This is a genomic window from Streptomyces actuosus (assembly GCF_016921115.1).
In the GTDB taxonomy this organism is placed as follows: domain Bacteria; phylum Actinomycetota; class Actinomycetes; order Streptomycetales; family Streptomycetaceae; genus Streptomyces; species Streptomyces actuosus_A.
Genome location: NZ_JAFFZS010000046.1, coordinates 1 through 20,511, shown reverse-complemented (window position 1 = coordinate 20,511; position 20,511 = coordinate 1). Strand labels below are relative to the sequence as shown.

Below are 20,511 nucleotides of genomic sequence, written 5' to 3'. Positions count from 1 at the left end.
TTTACACCAAGTGAGAGAATGCTCACGGCGGGACGGGTGAGACGCGACCCACACACCTCGCACGGCGGGCGGCACGCAACGCGCGCCGCCCGCCCGCCCCTTGGCCGATCCCGGCCTGCGACCGCTACGAAACCACCGCAGGGTCGGCCGACTTGGACGACCGGCCGGTGTCGTTCTCGTCGCCGACCGCGATACCGCGTCGCTTGGAGACGTACACCGCGCCGGCGATCACCACGAAGGCGAGGACCGCGATCACGATCCGGATGCCGACGCTCTTGTCAGCGCCGTAGGAGAACTTGATCACCGCCGGGGCGATCAGCAGCGACACCAGGTTCATGACCTTCAGCAGCGGGTTGATGGCAGGACCGGCGGTGTCCTTGAAGGGGTCGCCGACCGTGTCGCCGATCACCGTGGCCGCGTGGGCCTCGCTGCCCTTGCCGCCGTAGTGCCCGTCCTCGACGAGCTTCTTGGCGTTGTCCCAGGCTCCGCCGGAGTTGGCGAGGAACACCGCCATCAGCGTGCCCGTGCCGATGGCGCCCGCGAGGTAGGAGCCGAGCGCGCCGACACCGAGCGTGAACCCGATGAAGATCGGCGCCAGCACCGCGAGCAGACCAGGGGTGGCCAGCTCGCGCAGGGCGTCCTTCGTGCAGATGTCGACGACCTTGCCGTACTCCGGCGTCTCGCTGTAGTCCATGATCCCGGGCTTCTCGCGGAACTGCCGCCGCACCTCGAACACCACGGAACCCGCCGACCGCGACACGGCGTTGATGGCGAGTCCGGAGAAGAGGAAGACGACCGCGGCGCCCGCGATGAGGCCGACCAGGTTGTTGGGCTGCGAGATGTCCATCATCAGGGTCATCGGCGCGCCCTCACCGGAGAGCTTCTCGCCGACGTCCCGCGCGCCGGTGGTGATGGCGTCGCGGTACGACCCGAAGAGCGCCGACGCCGCCAGAACGGCAGTCGCGATGGCGATGCCCTTGGTGATGGCCTTGGTGGTGTTGCCGACGGCGTCCAGGTTGGTGAGCACCTGCGCGCCCGCGCCCTCGACGTCCCCGGACATCTCGGCGATGCCCTGCGCGTTGTCGGAGACCGGGCCGAAGGTGTCCATGGCGACGATCACCCCGACCGTGGTGAGCAGGCCGGTGCCGGCCAGCGCCACCGCGAACAGCGCGAGCATGATCGACGTACCGCCGAGCAGGAACGCCCCGTACACGCTCAGGCCGATCAGCAACGCGGTGTAGACGGCCGATTCGAGCCCCACGGAGATGCCGGCCAGCACGACCGTCGCGGGGCCGGTGAGGGACGTCTTGCCGATGTCCCTCACCGGGCGCCGGGTGGTCTCCGTGAAGTAGCCGGTCAGCTGCTGGATGACCGCGGCCAGCAGGATGCCGATGGCCACCGCCACGATGGCGAGGACCCGCGGATCGCCGCCCTTGGCCGTGATCTCCGCGTCGGTGACGCCGTCGAGGTCGGCGTACGAGGAGGGCAGATAGGTGAAGACGGCCACCGCGACCAGGGCGAGCGAGATCACCGCGGAGACGAAGAAGCCGCGGTTGATCGCCGTCATGCCGCTGCGGTCGGCGCGCCGCGGGGCGACCGCGAAGATGCCGATCATCGCGGTGATCACCCCGATGGCGGGCACCAGCAGCGGAAAGGCGAGTCCCGCGTCGCCGAACGCCGCCTTGCCGAGGATCAGTGCGGCGACCAGGGTCACCGCGTACGACTCGAACAGGTCGGCGGCCATGCCGGCGCAGTCGCCGACGTTGTCGCCCACGTTGTCGGCGATGGTCGCGGCGTTGCGCGGGTCGTCCTCCGGGATGCCCTGCTCGACCTTGCCGACCAGGTCGGCGCCGACGTCGGCGGCTTTGGTGAAGATGCCGCCGCCCACCCTCATGAACATCGCGATGAGGGCCGCGCCGAGACCGAACCCCTCCAGGACCTTCGGCGCGTCGGCCGCGTACACCAGCACCACGCAGGAGGCGCCCAGCAGGCCCAGCCCCACCGTGAACATGCCGACGACGCCGCCCGTGCGAAAAGCGATCTTCATGGCTTTGTGCGAGACAGCGGTGAGATCCTTTTCCGGCTCACCCTCCGCCGGGGTGGCTTCTCGCGCCGCCGCGGCGACCCGCACATTGCTGCGCACGGCGAGCCGCATGCCGATATAGCCGGTGGCCGCAGAGAATGCCGCGCCGATCAGGAAGAACACCGATCGGCCGGCGCGCTGATTCCAGTCGTCCGCAGGTAGCAGCATGAGCAGGAAGAACACGACGGCGGCGAATACGCCGAGCGTGCGCAGCTGCCGGGCCAGGTAGGCGTTGGCGCCCTCCTGGACGGCTGCCGCGATCCTCTTCATGGTGTCGGTGCCCTCGCCCGCCGCCAGCACCTGGCGCACCAGCACGCCCGCGACCACGAGCGCGGCCAGCGCCACGACCGCGATCACCGACACCAGCACCCGGTTGTCGTCGGTCAGTACGGCAGCCGCGAGGGCTGTGGGATGACCCAACTGTTCTGAGGTGGAAAGCCCCGCCATTCGTCCTCCTTGACGCTTGGGCTGAGCTCAAGATGTGGACGGGATTGTAGGTACCCGACCCTGATCAAAACAGGGCGCGGTAAACAGAATTCGCCTCGACGTACAGTAATGCCCTGAAAGCGTTGTGGAGGGACAGGGGAGACGATCCGCTGCCGCGACTGATCGTGAAGGAATTCACGAAATGCATCGCGGGCATTACGGCTCGTTGATGGCATCCGGCTGACGGGCGACGTTCTTCACAGGTGGTGCACCGATCACCACTGTAGGTGCGGGCGCGAACATCCGCACACGCCGAAGGGCCCCACGAGGGGGCCCTTCGGGTGTTGCGGACGGTGGCGGCGGTCAGGCGTGCGCCGCCGCCGGTGGCGGTGTGGTCGGCCAGGTCATCCGGATCAGCCCACCGTGCTCACCAGTGGAGACCTCGACGTCGTCGACGAGCCCGCTGATGACGGCCAAGCCCATCTCGTCCTCCTCGGGCTCGGCGTCGGAGCCTTCGCCGGCATCCGACGACTCTCCGGGCACCTGGTGCGGCGCCCGGTCGCCGACCTCGATGGAGAACTGCTTCTCCTCCTCGATCAACAGCACCTTCACCGGCTCCGTGATGTCACTGAGCTGATGCAGCCCGACGGCACGGGTGCACGCCTCACCGACCGCGAGACGGACCTCGTCGAGGACGGCCTCCTCCACCCCGGCCCTGCGCGCCACCGCTGCCGCCACCAGTCGGGCGGTCCTGACGTGCTCGGGCAGCGCGCTGAAGCGGAGTTCAACGGTGGCCATGCATCCCCCTAGGAACTCGGGCGTGCTGTCGGGGGGCCGGGCCGCGCACGGCCCGGTCCCCGTCGGGGTCGTCCAGCCGCCCCGGGCCCGCGGCCCGGGGCGGGTCGTCAGTCGGTGGCCGCCACCGCTTCGTCGACCGAGGTGTGAATCGGGAACACCTTGGTCAGACCGGTGATGCGGAAGATCTTCAGAATGCGCTCCTGGTTGCAGACCAGGCGCAGGGAGCCCTCATGGGCTCGTACACGCTTCAGACCGCCGACCAGCACGCCGAGCCCGGTGGAGTCGAGGAAGTCCACGCCCTCCATGTCGACGACGAGGTGGAAATTCCCGTCGTTCACCAGCTCGACCAGCTGCTCGCGCAGTTTTGGCGCGGTATATACGTCGATTTCGCCACCGACCTCGACGACCGTACGATCGCCGACGGTACGGGTCGACAGGGACAGGTCCACGGATCCTCCAGCACCTTGCTATCGAGCGGTCGTCCCTCGGGACTTTCGGCTTGCTGCCCCGATGACGGTTCGCCAGCCGCGATGGCATTCAATCACTTCCCGGCGGGCGTGCACGACGCCTTGACTCCATTGTCCGTCACGCCAGTGACACACTCGATGCCGATGGCCAAGAATCACCGACCCGATCGGACCCGGACCGATACCGCTTCCGGCCCCTCGCCGGGCACGATCCTGGACCGGCTCGCCTCCGGGCCCAGCCGGGCTTCGCGCATCACTCATACGGAGCACTTGCCCCCGAGGGCGGGCCGCCATGCCGTCTGGCCCGACCGGATCCGTGCCGAGGTCGTCGCCGCCGTGCAGTCGGCGGGTATCGACCACCCCTGGGCCCACCAGGCACAGGCGGCCGAGCACGCCCTGGACGGCGACTCGGTGGTCGTCGCCACGGGCACCGCCTCCGGCAAGTCCCTGGCCTACCTCGTCCCGGTGCTCTCCGCCCTCCTGGACGGCTCCGAGGCGCCCAACGGCCGCGGCGCCACCGCGCTGTACCTGGCCCCCACCAAGGCGCTCGCGGCGGACCAGCGCCGGTCGGTGAAGGAACTCGCCCACCCTCTGGGCACATCGGTTCGACCGGCCGTGTACGACGGCGACACCCCGTTCGAGGAGCGCGAGTGGATCCGGCAGTACGGCAACTACGTGCTGACCAACCCGGACATGCTGCACCGCGGCATCCTGCCCTCCCACCCCCGCTGGTCCTCCTTCCTGAAGGCGCTGAAGTACGTCGTCGTCGACGAGTGCCACACCTACCGCGGCGTCTTCGGCTCCCACGTCGCCCAGGTGCTTCGCCGCCTGCGCCGGCTGTGCGCCCGCTACGGCGCCTCCCCCGTCTTCCTGCTCGCCTCCGCGACCGCAGCAGAGCCCGCAGTGGCCGCCCGCCGTCTCACCGGCCTCCCCGTCGTCGAGGTGGCCGACGACGCCTCACCCCGTGGTGAACTGGTGTTCGCCCTGTGGGAGCCACCGCTCACCGAACTCCACGGGGAGAAGGGCGCGCCGATCCGCCGCACCGCCACCGCCGAGACCGCCGACCTGCTCACCGATCTCGCCGTGCAGGGTGTGCGCACCGTCGCGTTCGTCCGTTCACGGCGCGGCGCCGAGCTGATCTCCGTGATCGCGCAGGAGCGCCTCGCCGAGGTCGACCGCTCCCTGGCCCGGCGTGTCGCGGCCTACCGCGGCGGATACCTCCCCGAGGAGCGGCGCGCCCTGGAACGCGCCCTGCACTCCGGGGAACTGCTGGGCCTCGCCGCGACGACCGCTCTGGAACTCGGCGTGGACGTGTCCGGCCTGGACGCCGTCCTCATCGCCGGCTACCCGGGCACCCGGGCCTCCCTGTGGCAGCAGGCCGGCCGCGCGGGACGCTCCGGCGGGGGCGCGCTGGCCGTCCTGGTCGCCCGTGACGACCCGCTGGACACCTTCCTCGTCCATCATCCCGAGGCCCTGTTCGACCAACCGGTGGAATCCACGGTCCTCGACCCCGACAACCCGTACGTCCTCGCCCCACACCTGTGCGCCGCCGCCGCGGAGGTTCCGCTCACCGACGACGACCTGGAGCTGTTCGGCCCGGCCTGCGCCGAACTGCTGCCCCAGCTGGAGTCGGCGAAGCTGCTGCGCCGCCGGACGAAGGCCTGGCACTGGACGCGCCGAGAGCGGGCCGCCGACCTGACCGACATCCGCGGTGAGGGCGGCCGGCCGGTGCAGATCGTCGAGACCGGCACCGGACGCCTGCTCGGCACGGTCGACGAGGGCGCCGCCCACACCGCGGTCCACGAGGGCGCCGTCCACCTCCACCAGGGCCGCACCTACCTGGTGCGGTCGCTGGACCTGGAGGACGCGGTCGCCCTGGTCGAGGAGGCTTCCCCGCCGTACTCCACGGTCGCCCGCGACACCACGTCCATCTCCGTGCTGGAGACGGACACCGAGGTGCCCTGGGGCCAGGGCCGCCTGTGCTACGGCTCGGTGGAGGTCACCAACCAGGTGGTCTCCTTCCTCCGCCGGCGCCTGATCACCGGCGAGGTCCTGGGAGAGACGAAGCTCGACCTGCCTCCCCGTACGCTGCGCACGCGCGCGGTGTGGTGGACGGTCACCGAGGACCAACTGGACGAGGCCCGGATCCCCCCGGAGATCCTCGGCGGCGCGCTGCACGCCGCCGAACACGCGTCCATCGGCATGCTGCCGCTGTTCGCGACCTGCGACCGCTGGGACATCGGCGGCGTCTCCGTCCCCCTGCACCCGGACACCCTCCTGCCGACGGTCTTCGTGTACGACGGCCATCCCGGCGGTGCGGGATTCGCCGAGCGTGCCTTCCACACCGCCCGTGCCTGGCTGGCCGCCACCCGCGAGGCCATCTCCTCCTGCGAGTGCGACGCCGGCTGCCCGTCCTGCATCCAGTCCCCCAAGTGCGGCAACGGCAACGATCCGCTGCACAAGAGGGGCGCCGTACGGCTGCTCACGGTCCTGCTGCGGGGCGCACCCGCCCCGCAGCAGCGGGATCCGGCGGCGGCCGCACCGACGGCGAACCCGCCGGAACCGGCCCGGCAGGGCCCGCCCGCGCCCTGACCTCCACGGCGAACGGTCCCCGTCCCGACGCGACCGTCACGTCCGAGATCTCCCCCACGATCACACACCGCACCAGCCGCGCCCTCTGGGCCCGCGCCACACGGTCCGCCCGGGCGCAGGCCGCCGCGCCTCCCTCCGCCCAGTGGTCCGCGGCGGCGAGCGCGGCGAGATCGGCACCGCCGGCGGCCCGATGCCGGGTCACGACGGCCTGCCCCAGAGCGAGCAGCACCCCGAACACCGCACACAGCACGGCGATCGCGCCCACGCTCCAGACGGTGGCGGACCCTTGGTCCGACCACCGCGGGGCCACCGCACGGGGGCGGCGCCTCATGGCCCGTCCCCCACCGCCTCCTCCGCCGACGCCACCGCCTCCTCGCGGAGTTCGGGGGAGAGGCCGTGCAGCAGCGGGGGTCTTGCCACGACCAGCACCCTGACCTGGCCCCCGTCCCGGGTGACGGTGATCCGCGCACCTGGCGGGGCCGTGTCGCGCGCCGCCCGGAGCACCGCCTCGGGCGGGTCCTGGCGGGCCGCCGCCCGGGCGCCCGTGCGGGCGGCGTCCACGCAACGGATCTGCGCGGCGACCACGAGCAGCCCCCACACGAGCCCCGTCGCGAACAGCACCAGCACGGGCAGCGCCATCGCCGACTCGGCCGTCACGAACCCCGCGTCCCGGCGGCGCACAGGATCCGGAGCGTGCACGCGGCCGGTGGTGCGCCAGGGGTCCCGGGCGTGCTCAGGTGCCCGGCCGTACCCGGGGCCCTGGGTGCGCACCGGATCCGGAGCTCGCCCACGGGTCCGGCCGGGCTCAGACCTGCGCACCGAGCGCCCGATCCACCACGGCCTGCAGCGCCTCGCCGACCGGTCCGCTGGTCACCACCTTGTACAGCACGGCGGCGAAGCCCACCGCCGCCAGCAGTCCCATCGCGTACTCGGAGGTGACCATCCCCGCGTCCCCCCGCGCCCCGCGCAGCCTGCCCATCAGCGCGCGCAACCGCGCCCGTACCGCCTTGCCCATCTCGATCCCCGTGAGGTTCATCGCCGTTTCCTTGTCCGTCCGTTGTCCGTCTTCGATCTGGTGATTCCGATACGCCGATCGGGTCAGCCCCATGGCCGGGTCGGCTCACAGCCGGGTCCGGCTCACACCCGAGACCGGTGAGCGGTGGGCGGGCCGGTCCGACGCCGCTCCGGGTGCGGCCGCGCTCCCCGTCCAGGGGCGGTTCGCGTCCGAGAGGCGGTCACACGGCGACGGCCGACCGGAAGACCGACGGCCGGTCCGAAGCCCGCAGCCGAAGCGGAGTCGGCCTCGGCCACGTGGCCTTCGCCGGCCGGATCCCGTTCACCGGTTCCAAGGCCGGCCCTGGGGGTCCGGGCAACACCGTCCGCCGGCCGACTGCTCGTCCGGCACCCCTCGCCCGCCCGGGGCATGCCCGTGATCGAGGCGCCGTGCCGTTCACGCGTCCCGCATCATCCGCCACCCCCTCCCAGCACCTCGCCCGCGAGGCCGATCACCACGGGCAGGATCCCGACCGCGAGGAACGCCGGCAGGAAGCACAGCCCCACCGGCGCTGTGACGGCGACGGACGCCCGGCGGGCGCGTTCCGTCGCGGTGCGCGTCCAGCCGGCGCGGGCATCCGCGGCGAGCCGGGCGACCGGACCGGCCGCGGGGAGGCCCGTCAGGTCGGCCCGCTCCAGCAGCCGGGCCAGCGCCCCGGCACCGGGCAGGGCGGCCAGGTGCCGCCACGCCTCGGCCGGTTCGCCGCCCAGCCGCACCTCGGCCGCGCCGCGGGCCAGCGCATCGCCCACCGGGCCGCCGAGAGCGTCGCCCACGGCCTGCGCTGCGACCGCCGGACCGGCACCCGCGGAGATGCACGCGGCCAGCAGATCGGCGGCGAGCGGAAGCCGGCGGGCCGCCTCCACCGCGGCGGCCTTCCCCGCGGCGCCGTCTGTTGCCGCCCGGCGCCGACGCCACCAGCTCAGTCCGGCGGCGCCCGCCACGCCGACCGCGACACCCGCGGGCCCGCCGAGGAACACCCAGCCGGCGCCCACGACACCCACGGCGGGCAGCCACCGCCGCACGGCACCGCGCGCCGGGAGACGGGGGCGCTCGGCGCGGGCGGGCCTCAGGCCGAGCAGTGCGGCCAGCCGGCGCCGCGTCCGCCGTCTGCGCCGCGCCGCCTCCAAGCGCAGGGCCGGCCACCCGAGGGCCACCGCGATCCCCACCGCCGCCCCCAGCCTGTGGACAACGTCCGTGGTCATGTCCGCCACCTCCTCCGCCTCACGTCACGTCCTCGGCCCGCCGAACGATCCGCAGCGCCCACCACAGACCGGTCCCCTCCAGCAGCGCTCCCGTGAGCAGACACCCCAGTCCCGCCGGGGTGTGGAACAGGACGTGCAGCGGGTCGGCACCCAGCGCGAGGCCGAGGAGGATGCCGACGACCGGCAGCCCGGCGAGCAGCAGCGCGGTGGCGCGCGGCCCGGCCAGCTGGGCCCGGAGGTCGGCACGCTGGTCCCGCTCGGCGCGCAGCGCGGACTCGAGCCGGTCGAGACCGGCCGCCAGACCGGCGCCCTGGTCGACGGCCACCCGCCAGCAGGCCGCGATACCCAGCAGGCCGCCGGCGCCGGGCTGCCGTGCCGCCTGTGCGAGCGCGGTGGGGACGTCACCGCCGAACCGGGCCGCCGCCAGCACCGCCGCCCGTGCCTCCCCGAGCCCCCGGGAGTCGCGCGCCGCGTGCAGCAGGGCCTCGCCCGGTTGCCGCCCGGCCCGCACCTCCCCCGCCAGGGCGGCGCACAGGGCGATGACCGCGGCGGTGCGTCGTTCCCGGGCCTGTCGCGCCTCGGCGGCCCGCCGCACCCGCCGCAGCAGGGGCACCCCGGCGGCACCCGCGAGGACCGGCAGCAGCGAGTCGCCGAGCACCGCCAGCACCAGCCCGCCGACGGCCGACCACCACTCGGGCCGCCAGCGTCCGCGCATCCGCCGCAGTTCGCCGGCCAGTTCCTGCCAGCCGGGCGGCCCCGGCACCACCACGCCGCCGCGCGCCGGCAGCAGCCGGGCCCGCCGGGCCCCGAAGCCTCCACCGCCCAGCATCCAGGCGGCCATTCCCAGGCAGGCCACGGCCGCACCCCACGTCGTCCGGGCCGCAACGCCGGCCCCGGCGGGCCACGGCGCCGCGTCCAGGGCACCCGCCCGCAGCCGCCAGACCGGCGCGCCCAGGCCGCCTGCCGCCAGCTCCCGGAGCGTCTCACCCACGCCGCTCACCCCCGGGTCCGTGGGCGTCGGTCGCGTGCCGCCGCTCGGCGCACGGCGGGGTCACCTCAGGGAGGGCGGAGCCGCTGAGCAGCCCCCGCAGCCGCTCCCAGCCCCGCTGCGGCACGAACGCGTCCTCGGCCCACCGCAGCGCCGGCACGGTCCTGACGAGGCCCGAGGGGTCCCGTTCCAGGACGTGCACCTCGGCGATCCGCCGCCGCCCGGCCCGGTCGCGTACGAGGTGCAGCACCACCGACAGGGCGGCGGCCACCTGGCTGTGCAGGGCGGCCCGGTCGAGCCCGGCGGCCGTGCCGAGCGCCTCCAGACGCGCGGGCACGTCGGCGGCGGCGTTGGCATGGACCGTCCCGCAGCCTCCCTCGTGGCCGGTGTTCAGGGCCGCCAGCAGATGGACGACCTCCGGGCCGCGCACCTCGCCGACGACCAGCCGGTCCGGTCGCATCCGCAGCGCCTGCCGGACCAGGTCCTCCAGGGTGACCAGGCCCGCCCCTTCCTGATTGGCGGGCCTGGTCTCCAGCCGGACGACATGCGGATGGTCGGGACGCAACTCCGCCGAGTCCTCGGCGAGCACGATCCGCTCCCCAGGTCCGACGAGTCCCAGCAGCGCGCTCAGCAGTGTCGTCTTGCCGCTGCCGGTGCCGCCGCTGATCAGGAACGACAGCCGCGCCTCGACCAGGGCGCGCAGCACGCGGTCCCCTCCCGGCGGCACCGTGCCCGCCTCGACGAGTTCCTGGAGGGTGAACGCGCGGGGGCGCACCACCCGCAGCGACAGGCAGGCGCAGCCGACCGCGACCGGGGGCAGCACGGCGTGCAGCCGGGTGCCGTCGGGCAGCCGGGCGTCGGCCCAGGGCCGGGCGTCGTCCAGCCGGCGTCCGGCGACCGCGGCCAGGCGCTGGGCGAGCCGCCGTACGGCCGCGGCGTCGGGGAAGCGGACCGGTGCCCGTTCCAGGCCTCCGCCGCGGTCGACCCAGACCCGGTCCGGGGCGCTCACCAGGACGTCGGTGACCGACGGATCGGCGAGCAGCGGCTCCAGCGGCCCGCTGCCGACCAGTTCGGAGCGGAGGCGTTCGGCGGCGACGAGGACCTCGGCGTCGCCGAGGACGCGTCCCTGTTCGCGCAGCGCCTGCGCCACGCGCGCGGGGGTGGGTTCGGCGCCGCTCGCGGCCAGCCATCGCCGCACGCCGTCGAGCAGTTCGGGGCGGGTGTCGGGAGCGGGGCCGGTCATGAGCCGCCCGCCTCGACCAGCGCCCGCTCCCAGAACTCCCTGCAGAACCGGGCGAGCGGTCCGCGCGGTGCCGCGCCCGGCGTGGACGTGCCCTCGCGCGGGCGCAGCAGCGCCGGTTCCACGGGCACTTCTCCGGCCAGGGGCAGGCTCAGCAGCCGGGCCACCTCGCGTTCGTCGAGCCCCGGCGCGTAGGGGCCGCGCACGGCGACCCGCAGGTCGCGCAGGACCATGGCGACGGCGCGGGCGACGCGGTCGGCCGCGGCGACGCCGCGCAGTTCGGCGGGGACGACGAGGAGCCCGAGGTCGAGTTGGGCGAGGACCTCGGCGACGCCTTCGTCGATGCGGCGCGGCAGGTCGACGACGACCGTGCCGCCGCGTCGGCGAGCGGCGGCGAGCACCGCGCGGACGGCCTGGGGAGGCACGGCGACGCGGTCGCCGCGGTCCCAGCTGAGGACCCGCAGGGAGTGCAGTTCGGGCAGTGATTCCTCCAGGGCGCCGCCGCCGACCCGCCCGCGGGACGCGGCGAACGCGGGCCAGCGCAGCCCCTCGGCCGTCTCGCCGCCCAGCAGGACGTCGAGTCCGCCGCCGAGTGGGTCGGCGTCCACGAGCAGGGTGCGCAGCCCCTCGCGGGCGGAGGTGACGGCGAGCGCGCACGCGAGCGTGGAGGCCCCGGCGCCGCCGCGTCCACCGATGACGCCGACGGTGAGGGCGGGCCGGCCGGCGCCCTCGGCGACGTCGGCGATGCGGTCGACGAGCCACTGCTCCCCGTCGGGGAGCATCAGGACGTGGTCGGCGCCGATCTCGACGGCGCGTTTCCACACACCGGAGTCGTCCTGGTCGCGGCCGACCAGGACCACGCCGCGGCGGCGGGCGGCGCCGCGCACCCGGCGGGCGGCGTCGTCGCCGACCAGGACGAGCGGGGCGGTCTCCCAGTTGCCCCCGGCTTCCGGCAGGGCGTGGTGGACCTCGGGTGTGGCCCCGGCCGCCGCGCACAGCCGGAGCAGGTCGTCGAGAAGTCCGGGGTCCTCGGTGACGATCAGCGGGCGTGCCTGACGTCCTCCGGTGGCCGGCGGCGGGTCGTGTGTGACGGTTCCTGACACGGTTTCCTTCCCCCTTCGCTGCGTGTCGCGCAGCCCCTGGGGCCCCGCGATTCCCAAACGTGTGAAGAACCGGCAAGCGGCCTCCATATGAACGGCCGACGGAATCCGGCCATACGTATCCGGCAATCGGATCCGGCCGAGAACTCGGCGCGGACCCGACGACGCGTGGGAATCACGGTGCGGCGGTCCCGGAAATCGTGTGGATCTTGGTCGAAAACTGTGGACAACTCAACGACTGTGAATATCGTCATCACCCATACCGGTGACGCCCGCACAGGTGCGCGTACAACTTCCGTAGAGCAGCCCATCAACTACGGAGAGCGACGAATCATGGGAGAGGTCGAGTGGTCCACACCCTGGGGACAGTGCGGGGCGACAGCCACGACGCACGCAGGAAAACCCGCCCGGACATGCGACGACCCCCGCCGGGGGGGAGAGCGGGGGTCGTCTCCACGGCCGACTCGGGGGGGGAGGAGTCGGACCGGGTTAGCACGGTCGCGAACGATCCGTGACTTCCATGGTGTACCCGAGAGGCCTCTCAGGCAAACCCACGCGCCCACCTTACGCCGAATGGGCTGCACCTATGCTCGGGGTCGTGGAAAACCACTCCTTGCCCCGCACAGCGGCCTTCTTTGACCTGGACAAGACGGTCATTGCGAAGTCGAGCACGCTCACCTTCAGCAAGTCGTTCTACCAGGGCGGACTGATCAACCGCCGAGCCGTCCTACGGACCGCATATGCGCAGTTCGTCTTCCTGGCGGGCGGCGCCGACCACGACCAGATGGAGCGCATGCGCGAGTACCTGTCCGCGCTGTGCCGCGGCTGGAACGTGCAACAAGTGAAGGAACTCGTCGCGGAGACCCTTCACGACCTGATCGACCCCATCATCTACGACGAGGCCGCCTCCCTCATCGAGGAGCACCACACGGCCGGACGGGACGTCGTGATCGTGTCCACGTCGGGCGCGGAGGTGGTCGAACCGATCGGCGAACTCCTCGGCGCGGACCGGGTCGTCGCCACCCGCATGGTGGTCGGCGACGACGGCTGTTTCACCGGGGAGGTGGAGTACTACGCCTACGGCCCGACCAAGGCGGACGCCATCAAGGAACTGGCCGCGTCCGAGGGATACGACCTCGCCCGCTGCTATGCCTACAGCGACTCGGTGACCGACCTTCCGATGCTGGAGTCCGTCGGCCATCCGCACGCCGTCAACCCGGATCGCGCGCTGCGCCGGGAGGCGTTGACACGCGAATGGCCGATTCTCGACTTCCACCGCCCGGTCCGGCTCAAGAAGCGCATCCCGGGCCTGTCGGTGCCGTCGCGCCCGGCACTCGTCGCGGCGGTCGCGATAGGCGCGGCAGCGGCCACGGCCGGCCTCGTCTGGTACGCGAGCCGACGCCGCGCTCCGCAGCTGTGACCTGCACGTCCACATCGAAACGAACGTTTTCGGGATGCTTGTACCGGATGAGCTCCCGTTTGACGGCAAAAGTAAAGAAGTGCGGTCCAGGCTTCCGCTTGCGGGGGGCCTGGAGTACAAAGGAGTCAACGGCCCGCGAGACCAAGGACATCCGCGAGGATCACCTTCACAGCGCATGTGGCCCCACGGACCGCGCACGGACATCGGGCACCCACGCGACGTCGACCCGTCGATTACGGGCCAGCCGCACCAGGTTTCGGGCAAAGTCCCCGACCTGATGGGTAGATATCGAGGACGCCTGGTAACCCGGTGAACGTGCCAGCGGCGGTACGAGGACTCGTACCGCCGCAACCCTTTGCGCCCCATCGCGGGGGCTCGCTCCAGTTCCGGCCCCGCCGGCAAGCCGGGCACCCCCGACGAGCGAGGCACTGCCAGGAAGCAGGGGCGCGTCAGGCCGCTCCGCGCTGCAGGGCCTCGCAGACCGCCGTCGACTCCCGCGCACCCAGCTCGACGGCCCGCCCGCAGTGGGCGATCCAGGCCGCCATCCCTTCCGGGGTCCCGGAGACGTAGCCGTCCAGAGCCGCCAGGTAGGCGGCACGGCCCAGTTCGGCGTGTCCGGCCTCGGCGGGGCAGATCGACTTGGGGTCGAGGCCGCTGCCGACCAGGACGATGCGCTCGGCCGTCCGCGCGACCAGACCGTTGTGCGAGGTGAACGGGCGCAGGGCCATCAACTCTCCGTGCACGACCGCCGCCGTCACCGGCGCCGGGGCGGAACTGCCCGCGACGATCAGCTCCGCCAGCCCCTCCAGCCGTCCGGAGACCTCCTGCGCATCGGGCAGCGGCAGCTCGACCAGCGGCTCGTCGACCGGCTCACCCGCCCGACGGGGGCGCCCGACCTCCTCCCCCTGGGTCGCCGCCGCCACCAGGTGCAGCCGGGCCAGCACCCTGAGGGGTGACTGCCGCCAGATGGACAGCAGCTGGCCGGCCTCCGCGGTCAGCCGGAGCGCCGCGCCCATCACGCGCGCCTCCCCGTCGCCACCGAAGTCGGAACGTCGCCGCACCTCTTCCAGGGCCCAGTCGGCACCGGAGAGCGCCGCGGAGCCGCGCGCGCCGCGCAGCGCGGCCTCGGAGGTGATCTCGTTGCTGCGGCGCCGCATGATCCGGTGCCCGTAGACCCGGTCCACGGCCTTGCGCACGGACTCCACGGATTCGGCCACGCCGGGCAGGGAGCCCAGGGCCGCGAGCGGATCGGCGGTCGCGCCTGTCGTACTCATGGGTACGACAGTACGCACCCCGAGCCCGCGCCCCACGAAGGAGTGGTCTTCTTCACGCCTTCTCGCCACCCACGGCGACGAGGCGACTACGCTTCGTGAACATGAAAATTGCTTTCGTCGGGAAGGGCGGCAGCGGCAAGACCACCCTGTCGTCCCTCTTCATCCGCCACCTCGCGGCCACAGGCGCGCCCGTGATCGCGGTCGACGCCGACATCAACCAGCATCTGGGCGCCGCACTGGGCCTGGACGAGTCCGAGGCCGCCGAACTGCCCGCGCTGGGCGAACGACTGCCGCTGATCAAGGAATACCTCCGCGGTTCCAATCCGCGCATCGCCTCCGCGGACACGATGATCAAGACGACGCCGCCCGGCGACGGCTCCCGGCTGCTGCGGGTGAGGGAGAACAACCCGGTCTACGACGTCTGCGCCCGGCCGGTGGAACTCGACGGCGACACCGTCCGTTTGATGGTCACCGGTCCCTTCACCGACGCCGACCTGGGGGTCGCCTGCTACCACTCCAAGACGGGAGCGGTGGAGCTGTGCCTGAACCACCTGGTGGACGGCCGTGACGAGTACGTCGTGGTCGACATGACGGCCGGCTCGGACTCCTTCGCCTCCGGCATGTTCACCCGTTTCGACATCACGTTCCTCGTCGCCGAGCCGACCCGGAAGGGAGTGTCCGTCTATCGCCAGTACAAGGAGTACGCCCGCGACTTCGGCGTGACGCTGAAGGTCGTCGGCAACAAGGTGCAGGGCCGGGACGACCTCGACTTCCTGCGCGCCGAGGTCGGGGACGACCTGCTGGTGGCCGTCGGTCACTCGGACTGGGTGCGGGCCATGGAGAAGGGTCGCCCGCCCCGTTTCGCACTCCTGGAGGACGCCAACCGCCACGCCCTGCGACAGCTGCAGACGGCCGCCGACGCGAGCTACGAGCGGCGCGACTGGGAGCGCTACACGCGCCAGATGGTCCACTTCCATCTGAAGAACGCCCACTCCTGGGGCAACGAGCGCACCGGGGCCGACCTGGCGGCGCAGGTCGACCCGGGCTTCGTGCTGGGCGAGAGCGTCACCACCCCCGCCTGAGGGCTGTCCCGTAGGGCGTGTTGCCGCTACCGGGCCACCACCCCGGGCACCCCCTTCGGGGCCGGGGCAGCCGACAGGAAGGACGCCCAGCCCTGCTCGGGGGCCTCGCCGACCTGCAGGGTCCGCAGCTTGGCCAGGGCCTGCGGGTCCTGGGCGTCCAGCCAGTCGGCGAGCTGCCGGAAGGAGACGCAGCGCACGTCGGGCTTGTTGCAGACGGTCTGGACGACCTCCTCGACGGCGCGCATGTAGGTGCCGCCGTTCCAGGACTCGAAGTGGTTGCCGATGATCAGCGGCGCCCGGTTGCCGTCATAGGCCCGCCGGAACCCGTCGAGCAGGCCGTCCCGCATCTGATCGCCCCAGAACTCCCGCTTGGCGGGGTCGCCCTGGGTGGCGGTGCCGGACTGGTTGACCATGAAGTTGTAGTCCATCGTCAGCTGCTCGTAGGAGTGCCCGGGGAAGGGCACGAGCTGCATCGACAGGTCCCACAGGCCTTCCTTCCTCCCTGGCCAGACCTGGTTGTTGACGCCGCTGGAGTCGTACCGGAAGCCGAGCTCGCGCGCGGCCTTCATGAAGTTCTTCCGGCCTTCCAGGCACGGGGTGCGGGCGCCGATGAGCTCCTTGTCGTAGTCGAAGGGCAGCGGCGCGGCGTTCTTCACGCCCGTGTTGGTCTTCCAGGTCCTGACGAACTGCTTGGCCTGGTTGATCTCGTCCTTCCACTCCTCGACGGACCACTCGCCGACGCCACCGTTCTTGCCGCAGAAGTGACCGTTGAAGTGGGTACCGATCTCGTTGCCCTCGATCCAGGCCAGCCTCAGCTGCTTGACGGTGTCGGTGATGCCCTGCTGGTCGTTGAAGCCGATGTCGGAGCGGCCGGGCGAGTGCTGCGGGGGCCGGTAGAGGTCGCGCTTGCTCTCCGGGAGCATGTACACGCCGCTGAGGAAGTACGTCATCGTCGCGTGGTTGTCCTTGGCGACCTCGCGGAAGTGGGAGAACAGCTTCTGGCTGTCCTCCCCGGCGCCGTCCCAGGAGAACACGACGAACTGCGGCGGCTTCTGACCCGGCTTCATCCGCTTCGGCGTCGGCAGATGCGGCTGCGCCCCGGTGAACGCCGTCGATCCGTCTCCGATCAGCCGGACCGCGCTCTTCGGTGCCGGGGCCTGCTTCACCTTCGGCGCGCCCGGGGCGCCTGACCCGGTGTCGCGGGGTCCACCGGTTCCCGTCGCGCAACCCGCCAGCGATGCGGCCAGGGTCGCAGCGACCACGGCGCCTGCGACGATCCTTGCGGTGGCGGCCATGTCCGCCCACCTTCTTCCTTCTGTCGAGGCCAACGCCGATCAAGGCGTCTTGTCGGTGATGTGCCGGGACGTGCCGACAGCGCCGCCAAGGTCGCACGGGCCAGGGAAGCAATTTGTACGACAAGCCGATCAACAGCTCACTTCACTCACGTGAGTGGCTTCTTACCCCATTTGCCCAGACAGTTCCGAATTTGCCTTTACTCTGCATTACGATCCGTTTACCGAATGTTGATCCATCCCGCCGCTGCACGCCGTGACCCACGGCCGCGACCCGCCCCCGCCATCGAACGGGGGCCCACCAGTTCCGCGACCGCGCCGCCCCGGAGGAGACGGGAACATGTCCGCCTGCACCCCCACTCGCGCTTCCGACTCGACGCACACCCACCGCACCCACCCGCCGCACAGCCCGCCCCCCGTCCCGCGACGCCGCTTCCGGCCCGCAGGGGCCGACGTGTCCGCCTCGATCGCGGTCTTCCTGATCGCCCTCCCCCTGTCCCTCGGTATCGCCCTGGCGACCGGCGCGCCCCTGCAGGCCGGCCTCGTCGCCGCCGCGGTCGGGGGCCTGGTCGCCGGCCGGATCGGCGGCAGCGCGCTGCAGGTCAGCGGCCCCGCCGCCGGTCTCACCGTCGTCACCGCCGACCTGATCCAGCGCTACGGCTGGCGCACGACGTGCGCCATCACGGTGCTCGCCGGACTCGCCCAGATCGGCCTGGGCTGCCTCCGGGTGGCGCGCACCGCGCTCGCCGTGAGCCCCGCCATCGTGCACGGCATGCTCGCCGGCATCGGCGTCACCATCGCCGTGGCTCAGTTGCACATCGTCCTCGGCGGCAGCCCCCAGAGCTCCGTCCTCTCCAACCTTCGGGCCCTGCCCGCCCAGTTGGCCCATCTTGCGCCCGCGTCGGTGGCCGTCAGCGTGCTGACCCTGGCCCTGCTGCTGCTCTGGCCGCGCCTGCCGGGCCGGACCGGGCAGGTGCTGCGGAAGGTTCCGGCCCCACTCGTCGCCGTCGCCGGCGCCACCGCGACCGCGGCCCTCACCGGGCTCAGCCTGCCCAAGGTGGATCTGCCCTCCTGGCGCAACCACGCGCTGGCCGGCCTGCCCGAGGGCCCGGCGCTCGGCCTCGCCGCCGCCGTGCTGACCACGACGCTGGTCTGCAGCGTGCAGTCGCTGCTCGGCGCGATCGCCGTGGACAAGCTGGTCGCCTCCCGCCCCGGCCCCGGTCTGCACATCCACCGCTCCGACCTGAACCGCGAACTGCTCGGCCAGGGCGCCGCCAACATCGTCTCCGGCACGCTCGGCGGACTGCCGGTCGCGGGCGTGGCCGTGCGCAGTACGGCGAATGTGAACGCCGGTGCCGTCAGCCGGAACTCCACGATGCTGCACGGCGTTCTCGTAGTGGTGGCCGCTCTGCTGATGGTCCCGGCCCTGGAGCTCATCCCGCTCGCCTCCCTCGCCGCCCTGGTGATGGCCGTCGGCATCCGGATGGTGTCCCTGAACCACATCCGCACGGTGACCCGCCACCGCGAGGTGCTGGTGTACGCCGTCACCACCCTCGGCGTGGTCGTCCTCGGTGTGCTGCAGGGTGTGGCCCTGGGGATCGCCGTGGCCGTCGCCACCGCCCTGCACCGCCTCACCCGCACCCGGATCACCCATGACGAGCAGGAAGGGACCCACCATGTACAGGTGAGAGGCCAGTTGACGTTCCTGGCGGTGCCGCGGCTGAGCCGGGCCCTGCATCTCGTCCCCCAGGGCGCCGATGTCGTCGTGGAGTTGAGCGGGTCGTTCATGGACCACGCGGCGTACGAGGCGCTGCAGGACTGGCAGAAGACGCACATCGCGCAGGGCGGAACGGTCGAGCTGACCGGTCGCCGCGCCGGAGTCCGGATCGGCGAACCGGAGGACCTGTCCGAGCCCCCGGCCATCGGCGACGCGTCCGAGCCCAGGACCGAGGCCGCCGTCGCCGACTCCGGCGCCCACCCGGAGGACCCGCCCCCGTCGGCGCACGGCACCGACCCCGCCGGACCGCTCGCGTCGGCGGGTTGCCGCTGCCGCCCCTGGACGCCCTGGCGCAACCACCAGTGCGAGCGCCCGTCCGCCGGCACCCGGGCCGGGCAGCGCTCGGGCGCCGGCGCGGAGGGGCGGCAGGACGGCCCCGGCGCCGCCTCCGCCGTCCCCGAGCCGGGTGAGCACCAACTGGTACGCGGCATCAGCGCTTTCCAGCGCAACACCGCACCTCTGGTGCGCGGCGAGCTCGCGCGGCTGGCCCGGGAGGGGCAGCGGCCGACCCAGCTCTTCCTCACCTGCGCAGACTCCCGTGTGGTCACCTCGATGATCACCTCCAGTGGCCCGGGAGACCTCTTCGTGGTGCGCAACGTGGGCAACCTGGTGCCGCTGCCCGGCGCGGAGAGCGGCGACGACTCGGTGGCCGCAGCGATCGAGTACGCCGTCGACGTGCTGCAGGTGCGGTCCATCACGATCTGCGGGCACTCCGGGTGCGGGGCCATGCAGGCCCTGCTGAACTCCGAACCGGGCGGCGCCCGAACGCCGCTGAAGCGGTGGCTGCGGCACGGGCTGCCGAGTCTGGAGCGCATGGCCGACGACAGCAGGCCGTGGGCCCGGCTCGCGGGCCGGCGGCCCGCTGACGCGGTGGAGCAGCTGTGCCTGATCAACGTGATCGAGCAGTTGGAGCACCTGCGCGCCCACGAGTCGGTGGCGCGGGCGCTGCGCGAGGGGGCGCTGGAGCTGCACGGGATGTACTTCCACGTGGGTGAGGCGCAGGCCTATCTGCTGGCCGGAGCGGACGAGGACAGGGTGTTCGACCACGTGCGGGAGGTGGACCTGCCGGCCTGACCGACGGCCCGGCCCCCGCCGTGCACGGGTACGCCCCCTGCACGGCGGGGACGCGTCACGGGTACGCGCCCGTGACGCGCACCCGTGACGGCTGCCCGGCTTGCGCACGCCGCGGGGTGGGCGGAGTCCCGCCCACCCCGCGGCCCATCCCGGTCGCACGCGCCGAGCAGGCGGCCGCCGCCCCTTCACCGGCCGATCTCGTCGCGCACCGGACCGAACGCCCCCTGACTCCCGCGCCCCACCTGCCCCGCCCGTGCGCCCCCGGCCGCCCTCGTACCGCTTGGTCGCCCCGCACCGCCTCCTCTCGCCCGGACAGCTGGAGTGTGAAGCGCGCTACATGCGGTGAACTCGCGCGCCGCCCGGTCCGTGGGTACGGATGACCAGGGGCGACCTCGGAGGTGCCCGCTCCGAGGAACGCGCCCCATAGGTCTAAACCAATTTTCCGTCGACCCTTGTCATCGGCCCCTCGGGTCTGATGAGCTGTGGCCTGGGACACAACGGACACCCCGGGAAAGGGAGATGTCGTGAGCAACGAGAGCCTGGCCAACCTTCTCAAGGAGGAGCGACGCTTCGCGCCGCCGGCTGACCTGGCGGCGCACGCCAACGTCACGGCAGAGGCGTACGAACGGGCCAGGGCTGACC

Annotated in this window: 16 protein-coding genes; 4 read left to right on the top strand and 12 right to left on the bottom strand. The window is 72.7% G+C overall.

The window, feature by feature from the left end:
- Positions 1-124 precede the first annotated feature (124 nt).
- The 3 genes from JS756_RS32570 to bldG form a co-directional block, all read right to left on the bottom strand.
- Positions 125-2,530 carry a sodium-translocating pyrophosphatase gene (locus tag JS756_RS32570; protein ID WP_205386869.1) on the bottom strand — a complete coding sequence of 802 codons (2,406 nt, stop codon included), beginning with the start codon at positions 2,528-2,530 and terminating at the stop codon, positions 125-127.
- A gap of 342 nt (positions 2,531-2,872) precedes the next feature.
- Positions 2,873-3,307: an ATP-binding protein gene (locus JS756_RS32565; protein ID WP_205386868.1), complete on the bottom strand. Its 435-nt coding sequence runs from the start codon at positions 3,305-3,307 to the stop codon at positions 2,873-2,875.
- A 107-nt stretch (positions 3,308-3,414) separates the two neighbouring features.
- Entirely contained in the window at positions 3,415-3,756 is a 342-nt protein-coding gene (bldG, locus tag JS756_RS32560; protein ID WP_009189842.1) for an anti-sigma factor antagonist BldG, read from the bottom strand.
- 81 nt (positions 3,757-3,837) lie between these two features.
- On the opposite strand from bldG, the gene JS756_RS32555 reads away from it, so the two are divergent.
- Positions 3,838-6,366 carry a DEAD/DEAH box helicase gene (locus JS756_RS32555; protein ID WP_205386867.1) on the top strand — a complete coding sequence of 843 codons (2,529 nt, stop codon included), beginning with the start codon at positions 3,838-3,840 and terminating at the stop codon, positions 6,364-6,366.
- Here JS756_RS32555 and JS756_RS32550 read toward each other — a convergent pair.
- The 7 genes from JS756_RS32550 to ssd all read right to left on the bottom strand — a co-directional run bounded on the left by JS756_RS32550 (position 6,257) and on the right by ssd (position 11,953).
- Positions 6,257-6,697 (bottom strand): Rv3654c family TadE-like protein, encoded by a 441-nt coding sequence (locus JS756_RS32550; protein WP_205386866.1) that lies wholly within the window; start codon positions 6,695-6,697, stop codon positions 6,257-6,259. The genes JS756_RS32555 and JS756_RS32550 overlap by 110 nt on opposite strands.
- Positions 6,694-7,047 carry a TadE family type IV pilus minor pilin gene (locus JS756_RS32545; RefSeq protein ID WP_205386888.1) on the bottom strand — a complete coding sequence of 118 codons (354 nt, stop codon included), beginning with the start codon at positions 7,045-7,047 and terminating at the stop codon, positions 6,694-6,696. Before JS756_RS32545 ends, JS756_RS32550 begins: the two co-directional genes overlap by 4 nt.
- A gap of 124 nt (positions 7,048-7,171) precedes the next feature.
- Positions 7,172-7,381 carry a DUF4244 domain-containing protein gene (locus tag JS756_RS32540; RefSeq protein ID WP_205386887.1) on the bottom strand — a complete coding sequence of 70 codons (210 nt, stop codon included), beginning with the start codon at positions 7,379-7,381 and terminating at the stop codon, positions 7,172-7,174.
- A gap of 449 nt (positions 7,382-7,830) precedes the next feature.
- Positions 7,831-8,622, bottom strand: coding sequence for a type II secretion system F family protein (locus JS756_RS32535; protein WP_205386865.1), 792 nt, complete (start codon positions 8,620-8,622; stop codon positions 7,831-7,833).
- A 19-nt stretch (positions 8,623-8,641) separates the two neighbouring features.
- The gene (locus tag JS756_RS32530; RefSeq protein ID WP_205386886.1) at positions 8,642-9,463 is read right to left on the bottom strand and encodes a type II secretion system F family protein; all 822 of its coding nucleotides are present in this window, start codon (positions 9,461-9,463) and stop codon (positions 8,642-8,644) included.
- A 142-nt stretch (positions 9,464-9,605) separates the two neighbouring features.
- Positions 9,606-10,853 carry a TadA family conjugal transfer-associated ATPase gene (locus JS756_RS32525; protein ID WP_240204706.1) on the bottom strand — a complete coding sequence of 416 codons (1,248 nt, stop codon included), beginning with the start codon at positions 10,851-10,853 and terminating at the stop codon, positions 9,606-9,608.
- Positions 10,850-11,953, bottom strand: coding sequence for a septum site-determining protein Ssd (gene ssd / locus JS756_RS32520; protein WP_205386864.1), 1,104 nt, complete (start codon positions 11,951-11,953; stop codon positions 10,850-10,852). Before ssd ends, JS756_RS32525 begins: the two co-directional genes overlap by 4 nt.
- Before the next feature lie 583 nt (positions 11,954-12,536).
- Between ssd and JS756_RS32515 the strand changes: the two genes are divergently transcribed.
- Positions 12,537-13,370: an HAD family hydrolase gene (locus JS756_RS32515; RefSeq protein ID WP_205386863.1), complete on the top strand. Its 834-nt coding sequence runs from the start codon at positions 12,537-12,539 to the stop codon at positions 13,368-13,370.
- A gap of 449 nt (positions 13,371-13,819) precedes the next feature.
- On the opposite strand, the gene JS756_RS32510 is transcribed toward JS756_RS32515, so the two are convergent.
- On the bottom strand, positions 13,820-14,644 hold the full coding sequence (locus JS756_RS32510; protein WP_205386862.1) for a Fic family protein: 825 nt from the start codon (positions 14,642-14,644) through the stop codon (positions 13,820-13,822).
- A 101-nt stretch (positions 14,645-14,745) separates the two neighbouring features.
- Here JS756_RS32510 and JS756_RS32505 point away from each other — a divergent pair, with 101 nt between their 5' ends.
- The gene (locus tag JS756_RS32505) at positions 14,746-15,726 is read left to right on the top strand and encodes an ATP-binding protein (RefSeq protein ID WP_205386861.1); all 981 of its coding nucleotides are present in this window, start codon (positions 14,746-14,748) and stop codon (positions 15,724-15,726) included.
- 26 nt (positions 15,727-15,752) lie between these two features.
- Here JS756_RS32505 and JS756_RS32500 read toward each other — a convergent pair whose 3' ends face one another.
- Positions 15,753-17,021, bottom strand: a complete 1,269-nt coding sequence (locus JS756_RS32500; RefSeq protein WP_205386860.1) for a polysaccharide deacetylase family protein — start codon at positions 17,019-17,021, stop codon at positions 15,753-15,755.
- Positions 17,022-17,472: 451 nt separating this feature from the next.
- On the opposite strand from JS756_RS32500, the gene JS756_RS32495 reads away from it, so the two are divergent.
- Positions 17,473-19,869, top strand: coding sequence for a bifunctional SulP family inorganic anion transporter/carbonic anhydrase (locus JS756_RS32495; RefSeq protein ID WP_438817364.1), 2,397 nt, complete (start codon positions 17,473-17,475; stop codon positions 19,867-19,869).
- The last annotated feature ends 642 nt before the right edge of the window (positions 19,870-20,511 follow it).